10 protein-coding genes and 1 CRISPR repeat array are annotated in these 13,285 nt (G+C 39.6%); of the genes, 4 read left to right on the forward strand and 6 right to left on the reverse strand.

Features of this window, described 5'->3' with window-relative positions:
* Nucleotides 1-47: 47 nt before the first annotated feature.
* Together NOS7107_RS18415 and NOS7107_RS18420 are read left to right on the forward strand one after the other, a co-directional pair.
* Nucleotides 48-590 carry a transposase gene (locus NOS7107_RS18415; RefSeq protein WP_044500940.1) on the forward strand — a complete coding sequence of 181 codons (543 nt, stop codon included), beginning with the start codon at nucleotides 48-50 and terminating at the stop codon, nucleotides 588-590.
* Nucleotides 591-871: 281 nt separating this feature from the next.
* Nucleotides 872-1,931: direct repeats of the CRISPR family, unit length 35 nt; unit sequence GTTTCCATCCCCGTGAGGGGTAATTAATTGAAAAC.
* A gap of 471 nt (nucleotides 1,932-2,402) precedes the next feature.
* On the forward strand, nucleotides 2,403-6,530 hold the full coding sequence (locus NOS7107_RS18420; protein ID WP_015114458.1) for a replicative DNA helicase: 4,128 nt from the start codon (nucleotides 2,403-2,405) through the stop codon (nucleotides 6,528-6,530).
* A gap of 53 nt (nucleotides 6,531-6,583) precedes the next feature.
* Here the strand turns inward: NOS7107_RS18420 and NOS7107_RS18425 are convergent, their stop codons facing one another.
* Nucleotides 6,584-7,105 (reverse strand): FKBP-type peptidyl-prolyl cis-trans isomerase, encoded by a 522-nt coding sequence (locus NOS7107_RS18425; RefSeq protein ID WP_015114459.1) that lies wholly within the window; start codon nucleotides 7,103-7,105, stop codon nucleotides 6,584-6,586.
* A gap of 79 nt (nucleotides 7,106-7,184) precedes the next feature.
* Complete coding sequence (locus tag NOS7107_RS18430; protein WP_015114460.1) at nucleotides 7,185-7,508, reverse strand: phasin family protein; 324 nt, start codon at nucleotides 7,506-7,508, stop codon at nucleotides 7,185-7,187.
* 135 nt (nucleotides 7,509-7,643) lie between these two features.
* Between NOS7107_RS18430 and NOS7107_RS18435 the strand changes: the two genes are divergently transcribed.
* Complete coding sequence (locus NOS7107_RS18435) at nucleotides 7,644-7,952, forward strand: TIGR03792 family protein (protein ID WP_044500942.1); 309 nt, start codon at nucleotides 7,644-7,646, stop codon at nucleotides 7,950-7,952.
* Nucleotides 7,953-7,991: 39 nt separating this feature from the next.
* Here NOS7107_RS18435 and NOS7107_RS18440 read toward each other — a convergent pair whose 3' ends face one another.
* The 4 genes from NOS7107_RS18440 to NOS7107_RS18455 form a co-directional block, all read right to left on the reverse strand.
* Nucleotides 7,992-8,651 (reverse strand): DUF2834 domain-containing protein, encoded by a 660-nt coding sequence (locus NOS7107_RS18440; protein WP_015114462.1) that lies wholly within the window; start codon nucleotides 8,649-8,651, stop codon nucleotides 7,992-7,994.
* Nucleotides 8,652-8,672: 21 nt separating this feature from the next.
* On the reverse strand, nucleotides 8,673-9,353 hold the full coding sequence (locus NOS7107_RS18445; protein ID WP_015114463.1) for a tetratricopeptide repeat protein: 681 nt from the start codon (nucleotides 9,351-9,353) through the stop codon (nucleotides 8,673-8,675).
* 194 nt (nucleotides 9,354-9,547) lie between these two features.
* Nucleotides 9,548-10,645: a heat-inducible transcriptional repressor HrcA gene (hrcA, locus tag NOS7107_RS18450; RefSeq protein WP_015114464.1), complete on the reverse strand. Its 1,098-nt coding sequence runs from the start codon at nucleotides 10,643-10,645 to the stop codon at nucleotides 9,548-9,550.
* A gap of 359 nt (nucleotides 10,646-11,004) precedes the next feature.
* Nucleotides 11,005-11,364, reverse strand: coding sequence for a rhodanese-like domain-containing protein (locus NOS7107_RS18455; RefSeq protein ID WP_015114465.1), 360 nt, complete (start codon nucleotides 11,362-11,364; stop codon nucleotides 11,005-11,007).
* A gap of 215 nt (nucleotides 11,365-11,579) precedes the next feature.
* Between NOS7107_RS18455 and NOS7107_RS18460 the strand changes: the two genes are divergently transcribed.
* Nucleotides 11,580-13,211 carry a DUF3352 domain-containing protein gene (locus NOS7107_RS18460; protein WP_172641491.1) on the forward strand — a complete coding sequence of 544 codons (1,632 nt, stop codon included), beginning with the start codon at nucleotides 11,580-11,582 and terminating at the stop codon, nucleotides 13,209-13,211.
* Nucleotides 13,212-13,285: the final 74 nt, after the last annotated feature.

Consider the following 13,285-nt stretch of genomic DNA (forward strand, 5'->3'; position numbering starts at 1 on the left):
AAGGGGCGATCGCATTGCTATCAAACTTACTCGCTAGAAATTATTGCATGGAATACCGCAGAGTAAAAGTAGAAGGAGGTACTTTTTTCTTCACTGTTGTTACTCATAATCGCCGGGAATTTCTCTGCGAACTAGAGAACATTATTTTGTTACGACAAGCATTCAAAAAAGTGATTGCACAATATCCATTGATTGTAGATGCGATCGCTATTTTACCAAACCATATCCATTGTCTTTGGAGTTTACCACCAGGAGATAGTGATTTTTCCAATCGTTGGCGATTAATTAAAAACTATTTTAGTCATCGTTGCGATGTTAAATATCATGGAAAAATATCAGCATCGCGTCACAATAAAGGCGAATTAGCAGTTTGGCAACGCCGATTTTGGGAACATCAAATTAAAGATGAAGTTGATTTTATTCGCCATTGTGATTACATCCATTACAACCCCGTTAAACATGGATATGTCAAAGCACCTAAAGATTGGCAATATTCCAGTTTTATGTTGTATGTACAGCGAGGAATATATCATATTGATTGGGGTGCAGAAGAAGATATAGAATTTCCACAAGACATAGGAAATGAATAATATTCGTAGGTTGGGTGCAGGCGCACAAAAAATATTGAAAACACACAGCAAATTTATATTGCGCCGTAACCCAACACCAAATCATCATAATTTTGAGAGAATATTGCCACAGATAAAATAATTGCAGCGTGGATTTTAGCGTTTGAATTAAGATATTTTGGTAGTTGAAAATTTTGCCTTTTTCTTCATAGCATTTGTTGGGTTCCACTTCGTTCCACCCAACCTACAAGATCTACAAGATCAGGCGATCGTACTTAGATATTTTACATCGCCTAAGCGGTGTTTCCATCCCCGTGAGGGGTAATTAATTGAAAACCGTATGAAGTTCATCTGCCACAAACAGACGAACAGAGTTTTCATCCCCGTGAGGGGTAATTAATTGAAAACTCAAAATACACCAAAGTGTTTTCCCTGGCGGTTTAGCGTTTCCATCCCCGTGAGGGGTAATTAATTGAAAACGTTTTAGATTCAGAACGGGTTAGAGAAATCAATGCTCGTGTTTCCATCCCCGTGAGGGGTAATTAATTGAAAACGAACATTCTCAACAACATGTTGTTGAAGCAGTTGATACTGTTTCCATCCCCGTGAGGGGTAATTAATTGAAAACGGTTATGCTGATAAAATGTCCACGAACTTTAACACCGCGTTTCCATCCCCGTGAGGGGTAATTAATTGAAAACTATTGCGTTTCCGAAGTGGAGATAGACAAAAAATTACCGTTTCCATCCCCGTGAGGGGTAATTAATTGAAAACTCCATGTCGCTTTCTTTTGTGACAATAAGAGGATAATGGTTTCCATCCCCGTGAGGGGTAATTAATTGAAAACTTGGGTGAAAGCTCAACTGGCTCGTCTAATACTCTACCGTTTCCATCCCCGTGAGGGGTAATTAATTGAAAACCCTCGCGGAAGCCCCCGCGCTTCCCGAAGAAGTTCCAGTGTTTCCATCCCCGTGAGGGGTAATTAATTGAAAACGAAGTAGTTGATAGCAGTAAATTACTATCAGGGCATATTGTTTCCATCCCCGTGAGGGGTAATTAATTGAAAACGCTTCACTTCGTATTCTGGAGCAGTTTGAGGAGGCGCTAGTTTCCATCCCCGTGAGGGGTAATTAATTGAAAACAGAATACTCACTTCAACTAAATATTCCTCAAGAAAAGTTTCCATCCCCGTGAGGGGTAATTAATTGAAAACAATTCGGAAAAGTGGGGTCAACATTGATCCTCAGCACGTTTCCATCCCCGTGAGGGGTAATTAATTGAAAACCCGGTGTTGCTGCCCAGACCACACCCCCTCCCAGGGGGGAGCGTTTCCATCCCCGTGAGGGGTAATTAATTGAAAACCCTACTCTTTTAGAAGCCTTATCCAGAGAGGGTTAGAAATACCAATTTCTGAGGGGGTCTAATTTACCTGTCAATAAGCTCAGACTATTGAGAATAGAAGGTCATTAGACCATACTCAAAAGCTTACACAGTCAGCTATCTGAGGGGGTCAACGAAAGAATCAGGTTTTGAGCGATCGCCCGACCCCCTCAGATCACAAAACTTTACATTTATTTTTAGCTATTTAATTGTCATGGTGCAGATGATTTTGAATGCGCTTAAATTATGTTATTTGAAGTGGTTATGTGTCAAACTTTTGATACAAAATTTTAGATGTGATTTTGGCGATCGCATTTTATGATATCTTGAGTCGACTGATTTAGATTTTGCCAGGCACCAAAGATGAAAAGAAATAGGATACAAAGGCAATTAGCTATGTTTTAGCTAAGGTTAACTTAAGTGATATCCTAAATTACTCATCCAAAATTATATATGGCGGAAGAATTAAATTTTCAAGGCGATGGTAGCGATCGCCTACCACCCCAAAATATTGAAGCAGAAGAAGCGATTTTGGGGGGAATTTTATTAGATCCAGAAGCGATTGGCCGAGTTAGCGATCGCCTAGTGGCCGAAGCATTTTATATTAGCGCCCACAGAGAAATCTATCAAGCCGCCCTGCGCCTCCACGCCCAAGGTAAACCTACAGATTTACTTTCAATTACCAGCTGGTTAACAGATAATGATTTACTAGCGCGGATTGGCGGTAGAAATAAATTAGCCACCCTCGTAGACCGCACAGTCTCAGCGGTTAACATTGACGCTTTAGCAGGCTTAGTCATGGAAAAATACCTGCGGCGACAGTTAATTAAAGCTGGCAACGAAATTGTCCATCTTGGTTATGAAACAGAAACCGAATTACCACTAGTTTTAGACAAAGCAGAACAGAAAGTTTTTGGTGTCACCCAAGAACGGCCTCAATCGGGTTTAGTACATATTTCTGATACTTTAGTCAATACCTTTCAAGATATTGAAACACGCCATCAAGGTATTGCTTTACCTGGGATTCCTTGTGGGTTTTATGATTTAGATGCTATGACTAGCGGTTTCCAGCGTTCTGATTTAATTATCGTCGCTGGCAGGCCGTCAATGGGGAAATGCCTCAGCTTTGATTCAGAAATCGTCTTGGCAGATGGAAAAATTACCACTATTGAACAATTGTACAAACAGCGTCAAGGCTCGTTATTGACGTTAAATGATAATTGGAAATTTAGCTTCACCCAACCATCAGCATTTGTAGATGATGGGATAAAACCCGTTTTTCGAGTAACAACTCGCTTGGGGAGAACTATTGAAACCACAATCACCCATCCATATTTAACTATTAAAGGCTGGCAAAGATTAGAAAATCTTCAAGTTGGAGAGCGAATTGCTGTACCGCGCAAAATAGATGTATTTGGGACAAAAACCCTGCGTGAATGTGAGGTGAAATTACTAGCCTATTTAATCGGTGATGGTGGTTTGACTAATAGCAATCCACGATTTACAAATAGTAATCCGTTACTCCAAACAGAATTTTCCCAAGCTGTGGCTGATTTTGGCGGTTTGGCTGTGCGCTGGGAGACTTCCCAAGAACAATGCACACCATCACTTTGTGTTCGAGGTGATTTAGAATTTATTGCTAGTCAAAGACAATTGTTTGCTCAACGCTTAAAAACTTTAGTTCAGTCTCAAAGTTTAACTGCTAGACAATTGAGTTGTGAGTTAGATGTTAGTCCATCTTTGTTAACTATTTGGCAGCAAGGGCAATGTGTACCAAATGCTAATAAGTTTAAAAAACTGTGTACACTGCTCAAAACTGAAGCAGAAGAATTTGCACCTTATGGATTTACTAGCATCAGCAAGACTAGCCGCAATTCCCTCACAGTTTGGTTAGAAAAATTAGGGTTATGGGGTAAAGATGCTCATACCAAAACAGTACCAACAATTGTTTTTCAGTTAGAGCGATCGCAAATAGCTATGTTTCTCAATCGTCTGTTTGCTACAGATGGATGGGCAACTTTACTTACAAGCGGTCAATCACAATTAGGTTACTGTTCTGTCAGCGAAAAATTAGCAAGACAAATACAACATTTATTATTGCGATTTGGCATTATTGCCAGACTGAAAAAACGTTTAGTGAAATATCAAGACACTCGCAGACAAGCTTGGCAATTAGATATCACTGATGCCCAAAGTATCAAAACATTTATCTCTGAAATTGGGATTGTTGGTAAAGAAGCAGCCTTAGAAAAAGTCGCAGAAGCAATATCACAAAAGCGATATCAAACTAATTGTGACCTCATTCCCGTTGAAATTTGGGAACAGATAGCGATCGCTAAAGGTAACGAATCTTGGGCAAGTTTAGCCAAACGTGCTGGTATTCAAAACTATACAAATATGCGCGTCGGTAAACGTGCTTTAAAAAGAGAACGGCTGTGGAATTTAGCCACTGCTTTAGAAAATTTACAACTACAACAGTTAGCGACTAGTGATATCTACTGGGATGAAATTGTAGCAATTGAGCTAGTAGGTTTCAAGCAAGTCTATGACTTAACAATTTCTAAAACACACAATTTTGTGGCTAATGATATCTGTGTTCACAATACAGCCTTTTGCTTGAACCTAGCTCATAATATTGCTGCTGGTTATAAATTACCAGTCGCGGTTTTTAGCTTAGAAATGTCCAAAGAACAGCTAGTACAGCGACTTTTAGCGAGTGAAGCGGGAATTGAATCGGGTTATCTGCGGAGTGGACGCATCAGTCAAACCCAGTGGGAACCCTTAAGTCGGGCGATTGGTATGCTTTCCGAAATGCCGATTTACATTGATGATACGCCAAATATGACCGTTAACGAAATGCGGAGTCAAGCTAGGCGACTGCAAGCCGAACAAGGCGCAGACTTAGGGTTGATTGTCATAGATTACCTGCAATTAATGGAAGGCGCAGGCGATAACCGCGTACAAGAATTATCTCGGATTACGCGCAGTCTCAAAGGTTTAGCCCGTGAATTATCTGTGCCTGTAATTGCTTTATCCCAGTTAAGCCGCGGCGTAGAAGCACGTACAAACAAGCGTCCCATGCTTTCTGATTTGAGAGAATCAGGTTGTTTAACAGGTGATACTTTAATTACATTGGCAGATAGTGGATTACAAGTACCAATTAAAGAATTAGTTGGTAAATCTGGTTTTGCCATTTGGGCATTGAACGAATCCACAATGCAATTAGAAAAGGCAAATGTTAGCCATACCTTTTCTACAGGAATCAAGCCTGTATTTACCCTAACAACTCGATTAGGACGAAAAATTCGTGCTACAGTTAATCACAAGTTTCTAACAATTAATGGCTGGAAAAGACTGGATGAATTAAATCTTAAACAACATCTATGTTTACCAAGACATATTCCCAGTTCTGGTAAACCAACAATGACCTATACCGAGGTTGCATTATTAGGACATTTAATTGGGGACGGCTGTACACTACCACGTCATGCGATACAGTACACAACCAGAGAGATAGATTTAGCAGAGAATGTTGCTTTCTTAGCCAGAGAAGTTTTTGGAGATTCAATCATTCCTAGAATCTCGCCTGAGCGAGACTGGTATCAAGTATATTTATCCGCAACAAAACGTCTCACTCATAGTGTGAGAAATCCTATTGCTAAATGGCTAGATTCCCTCGGTATTTTTGGTTTAAGGTCTTACGAAAAATTTGTACCTCAAGAATTATTCTCACAACCACAGGAGTTAATAGCCTGCTTTTTAAGACACCTTTGGAGTACAGATGGCTGTATTAAATTAGTTGCTGGTAAAAGACCAAGACCTATTGCGTATTATGCCAGCAGTAGCGAGAGACTAGCCTTTGATGTACAAACCCTTTTGTTAAGGCTTGGAATTAATGCCAAGCTCAAGATAATTCCTCAAATTGGCAAAGGTAGAAACCAATATCATGTGACCATTACTGGTAAGCCTGATCTTGAGTTATTTATTCAAAAAGTTAGAGCAGTAGGAGAATATAAGCTAGGTTCATTGCAACAAATTGCTCAACACTTGGAAAACTCAATTCATAACCCTAACAGAGATGTCATTCCCAAAGATGTTTGGAAAACACTAGTTATACCCGCAATGCCAAGTGTTAGTTTAACCACAAGGCTATTACATTCTTCTTTAGGAACATCTTATTGTGGCTCTACGCTTTACAAAGCGAATTTAAGTAGAGAAAGAGCATTAAAAGTAGCCAAGCTTGTTCAATCAAATGAACTTTTGTCCTTGGCTAATAGCGATGTTTATTGGGATGAAATAGTTTCAATTGAATTGAGTGGAGAGGAAGAAGTTTTTGACCTAACTGTTCCTGGTTTACACAACTTTGTAGCCAATAATATTATTGTTCACAACTCTATCGAACAAGACGCAGATTTAGTTATTATGCTATACCGCGATGAATATTATTCACCAGATACCCCTGATCGCGGCATTGCTGAAGTCATAGTAGCAAAGCACCGCAACGGCCCAACAGGCACAGTAAAACTATTATTCGACCCGCAATATACCAAGTTTAAAAATCTAGCAAGACCAAATTATTAAAGTGTGAAGTATGAAGTCTAAAATTTCAGACTTCATACTTCATACTTCACACTTTATTTAACATCAAGCAATTCCACATCAAAAATTAGGGTAGCGTTAGGTGGAATTACGCCACCAGCGCCACGGGAACCATAGCCTAAATCTGCGGGGATAATCAACTCACGCTGACCCCCAACCTTCATTGTGCTGAGTCCTTCGTCCCAACCTTTGATCACTTGTCCTACGCCGATTTGAAAGCTAAAAGGACGGCCGCGATCGCGGGAACTATCAAACTGAGTACCATCTTCTAAAGTGCCAGTGTAGTGAACTACAACTGTTTGGCCAGACTGAGGAGTTGTCCCTGTTCCCTCTTTGATTTCAACGTATTTTAGCCCAGAGGAAGTAGTGACAACATTTTTATCAGACATAGTGTTGTTCGCTATTAGAGTATCGTTTTTTGTAATGGTAGTGGGCGATGATTGCGATTGGGTCAAATTAGCAGCAATGGCAGTATCTTGTTTATTGCCTAATTGCCCTAACACTAAAACCACAACACAAACCAGCATGACACCCACGCTGAGTAAAATTGCTTTCAAAATTATTCCTCCCTACTGAGGTCGTTTGGAAAAAGCAATACTAACAGAACACATTTAGTTTAAATCACAAAGGACAGATTTAACGCCAAAGCTTATTTTCTAAATCACGAACTTGACGTTCCAAACGGTCAATTCTTCCCCGTAGTTCATCAACCTCAGACTGACGCGCCACCCCTAAGTCCTGCATCATATTCCGCATTTGTCTTTGCATTTGGACATCCCAGTTTCCTTGCTCTGACTTTAACTGCTCTACAATATCATCCATTACCGCCTTAGCTTGCTCAGGATTTAGCTTGCCGTCTTTGACTAATTCATCACTGACTTCTCGCAACTTTTCTGCGACCAAAGACGTTGTACCAATTCCTACCATCATTAGCTGTTGCAACCAGTTGTTGCTATCCATACGTCCTTCCTGTTATTTATTTCAAACCAGCCTCCTTGCTCTTGAGTGTATGCAATCAAGCTATGCTGGAAGCGGAGTTAATTCTAGCCTACATCTCTATTTTGGCAAATTAGCAAACAGAAGGAATGAATGAGTGTGGTTATAGAACTGCTGAAATTTCAGGTTGACCCAAATCGGCGAGAAAGTTTTATCCAACAAGATGCAGAAATTTGGACAACAGCCTTAGCTAAGTATCCCGGTTTCCTCAGTAAAGAAGTCTGGATTAACCCACACAATCTTTCAGAAGTCACTTTTATTATTCGTTGGGCAACAAGAGAACAGTGGAAAGCTATTTTTGAAGCAGATTTAGCAGTTATTGATAGTAAATTTGCTCAGGCATTAGGAGATACTTATCAGCTAATAGAGTCAGCCGAATATCAAGTAAGAAAATTTCCTCATACGTGAATTTTTTCAGTCGGCAAATTGTTAATTAACTGTCGCTTGTTATTTAGTTACGCCTATTGTATCGGCTTCCGGTAAAGCTGGACGGACACACAAATAAATTAACGGGCCAAATAATGGAATCAGACTGATTAACCAAAATAGTTGTGGATTTTTCCAGCCTCGACGTGCCATATCATCTCTTAGTAACACCGGGAATAATAAACTCAGGAGGCAAAAATCTAAACTCATCACATGGATAAAGCGGCTAGTTTGCCACTGTTGGATAAAATCTTGCCAATCTCCACCTCGTACACCATAAGCAACTAGTATGCTGGCAATTACTGTGAGGATAATACCAGTCACGCGGGAATCCAGAAACTTGATGAAAATACTCTTTTTGCCAACAAATTCTTGATTTGGTGTGCGGAGAAATAAATAAGGCAACAAAGCAAACGCACCGACACCAAAAGAACCTGTCGCAAATGGCCAAGCGGGAATTTTTTGATTTCTCCCGTCAGTAAATGCTAATGCGCTGTAAGCGAGAGGCCAAACCCCCATGAGATTAAATAACGAAATAATTAGCGGATTAATCTCTTGCCATTGTCCAATAGACAGTTTCTTGATTAACTCAAATGTATCTGGTTGATCTGGTGGTGCGAGGAAAAAAGCATAAACCACAAATACCACCCAAAGGGAAAACAGAGATACTTGCCTCAACATAAACTTAAAAATAAGCTTATTTTAACATTTTAGAGTTCGTAATAGTTTCTCTGCCTTACTTATAGTCTGTCTACGTTTGTAGTGATAATAAGAAGATTCTTTAATTTTAACAATAATTATTTCTAGATAATGACGTGCAGTTTCTATATCTCCTTGCTGAGAGAGAATTTGAGCCAAGGTTATATAAGCTTGTGGATGATTCCAATGTTGGATGTGGTTCTCTAAATGCTGTTTAGCTGCTGTAAATTCTTCTAATGCAAACAATATTTCGCCATAAATTAAAGAAGCATCACCATATTGATAATCTGGATCTATTTTTAATAGACTTTGTAAATACTGTTTAGCAGAAGCATATTGTTGATTTTTAATGTCAATAAATACTTCATTCCAAAGCGTTTGCAGATTATCGGCGGCTTCTGCTTGATCAAAACTTCCAAAATCATCAATATGAATTTCCCTAATACTTCTTACTTGTGATTCTGCTGTCCATATTTTATGGCTATGTGTACAGTGACTTGAATAATTAGGAAGTGGGATATTTTTTCGTGCTATCCAGCGCGTGGAAAAGTAAGCGATCGCACCCGGAAAGTTCACAACAATCAAAATCCATAGCCATAATCGCTTTTCTGGTTCGTTGCGAATACAGTCATAAACCATGAATAACCAAAATCCGGTCATTAATAATCCTACAGCTTTGATCATTGACTGAATTCCCAGCCGAGCTTAATGTTTAATTCCTTCTCAGAAAATACGTTTCACTTTTTGGGATGATACTCTGTAATTTATGTAAAGCAGAAACGTATGATCTAGGAAATTCCATTAAAACCTAGATAAAGCTAAATCATCAAGGGTGATTACATATACAAATTTAGTAAGTATTCTTACTAAAAAAGCTGTTAGCTAAAAGCTTCTGAGAGATAATCGGCTGCGGCTGTGACAACTGCGATCGCACTTTCGTAATCTAGGCGTGTTGGCCCTAAAACCCCTACGCTACCTATAGGTACGGAACCTCGACGATAGGTAGAAGAAATTAAACTACAAGTACGTATCGGCTCTAGTGGATTTTCCGCACCAATTCGCACCGTCACTCTAGATTTACTGGTGTCTTCTATTTCCGGTTCATCACAGATTAATTGCCATAGTTTATCTTGTTCTTCTTCTAACAATTGCATGATTGTTTTGACTTGCTGCAATTGAGAAAATTCGGGTTGACGCAGAACTTCTGCTACACCCCGCACCATAATTTGTGTAGTATTTGGTGTTTGAGTGCGACGACTTAATTCCGCAATTGCACTTTTCAAAAATTCTCCATAACGTTGAAATTCTTGATCTAATTGACTCCAGTCTAGGTTAGCTATTTCTAATAAACTCCGCCCTCGTAGCTGGCTATTTAAAAAGTTAGAAACAATCTGCAACCCACGATCTATTACTTCGGAATCAACTTGAGAATCTTCTTTTACAGGGGGCAAATCCATCACTTTAGAATGAGTTTCATAGCCATCTGTGACTAGAATTAGCATGATTCTACCAGCTTCAATTTGCAGTAATTGCAAATGCCTGACTAAGGCCGTCGAAGTTTGTGGCATAGTAATCAAGCTAATACAACCACTCAATGTAGCCAAAATCTGCGCGGCTCCGTGGATGAGAGCTTCTAAACTCCAATCTTCCCATTGCAGCCGTTGTTGGAGTGACAGTTCTACTTCTTTGGCTAAAGTTTCTGTTCGTGTAGTGTCTCGCAGAGAAGGTGCAATTAACTGGTCAACATAGATGCGATAACCTGAGTCAGAAGGGATTCTTCCGGCTGATGTGTGTGGTTGATAAAGTAACCCAGATTTTTCTAATACACCCATCACATTCCTAATGGTGGCCGAGCTAACGCCTAGGTCATATTCTTCAACTAAAACCTTTGATCCAACAGGTTCTGCTGTAGCAATGTAGTGACGTACTGTTGCCCAAAGTATGTGCTGTTGTCGATTTGTCAACTGGACTTCCATAAGGTATTTACTACTGAAAGCAAATTTAAGCGAAATTTGAAATTTTTTTTAGCTAATGCAAAAAAAGACTAAATATTAATTAATTAAGATAGCAAAATGTTTATTTCTATTATAGTTACTTATAGCAACATTCTTAGATTGCTAATTCTGAACCAATAAATATTTCCCAGCAAAAGTTTTTTAACGATTTAAAATTTTTTAAATATTAAGTATCTTCCCACAAATTACACGAATAAGCTGTATTGTTAGATACTTATTTTTCTCACTCTTTAAGATAAATGTCGTCAGGGTAAATGCTGATTGTGTAATCGTGTGGGAATAGAGGTGCAAGGAATAATAACTATTGACCAATGATCCTTCTAATATTGCGGAATTGTTGGGTCAACTAGTTGGGAATAGGCAGCAATACCACCTGAAATATTTTTAACATTTGTAAATCCTTGAGCCACTAACCACTGACACATCTGAGCAGAACGAATACCATGATGGCAAAGTACCAGCGTTTCCGCTTCAGGATTCAACATAGCGAAAATTTTTTGGTTCCAGTCGGTGAACTCACTCAAGGGTAAGTTAATAAAGTTTTCAATACTAGCGATCGCTGATTCTTGGGGTTCACGCACATCTACGAACTGAATATTTGCATCACCAGCAGCTAAACGTTCTGCTAATTCCTCAACACTAATCTGAGTCATGGGTTGATCAAAGGATTTATCTGTCATGAAGTTTTTGTAAACGATCCTATACATTTATGTTGACAGAAAACCTTTCCCTTCGCATGAGCATCCATTCTCATACAATTTTGGATTTTGGATTTTAGATTGAGGATTACTTGCTGTGTCTGCTCTCTGCCAATTCATCTTTCCTAATGAGTTTGTAATTGGTATCACCAATTCTGGTTAAATGGCTGTGAAACTGATTATTTAATAGATTTATGGTGAATCGGCAAAGCTCATTTTTTGGTTTGATAGCGGCTGGTGCGATCGCACTGATATTGATTGCGATCGCCGCTTTTTGGTTCTTGACCAAAAGTCCCGTGAACCTAGTCGCCTCTACCTCCCAGCCTGGTGCAGCTATTTTCGTGTCTAAACTATCTCCGGTGATGGTATCTTTACTCACCAATCCCGACCGATTGCAAGCCTTAGAACGAAACGGGGAAATTTCTCAAATTAAAACTAGTTTATTGGCTAAGAGTGGTATTGATTATCAAAAAGATATTCAGCCTTGGCTAGATAACGAAATTACCCTAGCCGTCACCACCACAGATATCGACCGAGATTCCGTCAACGGACAGCAGCCAGGATATCTCATGGCTGTAGCTACCAATAAACAAGACAAAAGCCGCGAGTTTGTCGAGTTGCTATTTTCTAAGCGGGTATTAGCTGGTGCTAACTTAGATACCGAAGAATATCAAGGGGTGAAGGTGCTTTATGATAGCCAACTTGCAGCAGCGGTGGTTGGTGATGGCTTTGTGTTATTCGCCAACGATCCTAGTGTGGTAAAAGATGCAATTAACAACGTCCAAGCGCCAGACCTCAATTTAACTAGTTCTCCCCAATATCAAAAAGCCACCCAGCAATTACCTACAGCTTCCTTAGCTGTGGCTTTCTTGAATTTTCCTATCATTGCCCAATGGCAAGGTTTAGAATTACCAGAACCAACCTACGACAGTGAAATTATTTCTCTAGGCTTGAATTCCAAAGGTTTATTAGCAGAAACCAGCTTTTTATCTGGGTTGGAACTCACACCGCCATCATCACCATTAGCAAAACCAGTAGGCGCGTTGAAATATATCCCAGCATCGGCGGGTTTGGCAATTTCCGGCGCAAATTTAAGCAACTTGGGTGATAGCGATTTAGCAAAATTCTGGACACAAATGAAAATCGCCATTTCTGGTTCAGGAACAGATGTGATTTCTAGATTGGTACAACCATTAACCGAGGTACGAAAAACCTGGGGAATTAACTTTAGTCAAGATATTTTTAGCTGGGTGAAAGGAGAATATGCGATCGCACTGTTACCGCGTACAGGACAAATTCTCCCCGATTGGGTTTTTGTGGTGGAGAAAGTAGAGAGTGTTCCAGAAGGGATTGCGAAATTAGATGCGATCGCTTCCTCAAGTGGACTTAGTAGTAGTAACTTGAGTTTAGATAAACAGAAAATTTCCGCTTGGACGCAGTTAACCGCTAAACAAACACCAGCCAAAGACCGACCATTATTCACCATTGAAGCCCAAGCCCAAGGGATACACACCACCCTAGACAATTACGAAATTTTTACCTCCGATTTGGCAACAATGGACGAAGTTCTCACCAATCAAGAGAAATCTTTAATAGGTGATCGCAATTTCCAAAATAGTGTCGCAGCAATTCCCCAACCAAACCAAGGATATGTATACATTGATTGGGCAAAAAGTCAAAGAATTTTAGAAAGACAAATCCCAGTTCTCAAACTCATAGAAGTATTAGGAAAACCATTTTTTAACAGTTTGCGATCGCTCACAATTAGTAGTTACGGTAGCGAAACCAACGCACTTAAAGGTGGTGTTTTCTTACAATTGCAAGAGTAAGAAAAAGTATGAAGTGTGTCACATCCGAATGTGGCACAGACGAGTCAAATTATTCAGGAATGAATTAATTACAA

Source organism: Nostoc sp. PCC 7107 (assembly GCF_000316625.1).
Classification (GTDB): domain Bacteria; phylum Cyanobacteriota; class Cyanobacteriia; order Cyanobacteriales; family Nostocaceae; genus Nostoc_B.

Coding starts and splice junctions, on each gene's coding strand:
- NOS7107_RS18415 (WP_044500940.1), top strand. CDS start 48: ATGGAATACCGCAGAGTAAAAGTAGAAGGAGGTACTTTTTTCTTCACT.
- NOS7107_RS18420 (WP_015114458.1), top strand. CDS start 2,403: ATGGCGGAAGAATTAAATTTTCAAGGCGATGGTAGCGATCGCCTACCA.
- NOS7107_RS18430 (WP_015114460.1), bottom strand. CDS start 7,508: ATGGATAGCAACAACTGGTTGCAACAGCTAATGATGGTAGGAATTGGT.
- NOS7107_RS18440 (WP_015114462.1), bottom strand. CDS start 8,651: ATGTTGAGGCAAGTATCTCTGTTTTCCCTTTGGGTGGTATTTGTGGTT.
- NOS7107_RS18445 (WP_015114463.1), bottom strand. CDS start 9,353: ATGATCAAAGCTGTAGGATTATTAATGACCGGATTTTGGTTATTCATG.
- hrcA (WP_015114464.1), bottom strand. CDS start 10,645: ATGGAAGTCCAGTTGACAAATCGACAACAGCACATACTTTGGGCAACA.
- NOS7107_RS18455 (WP_015114465.1), bottom strand. CDS start 11,364: ATGACAGATAAATCCTTTGATCAACCCATGACTCAGATTAGTGTTGAG.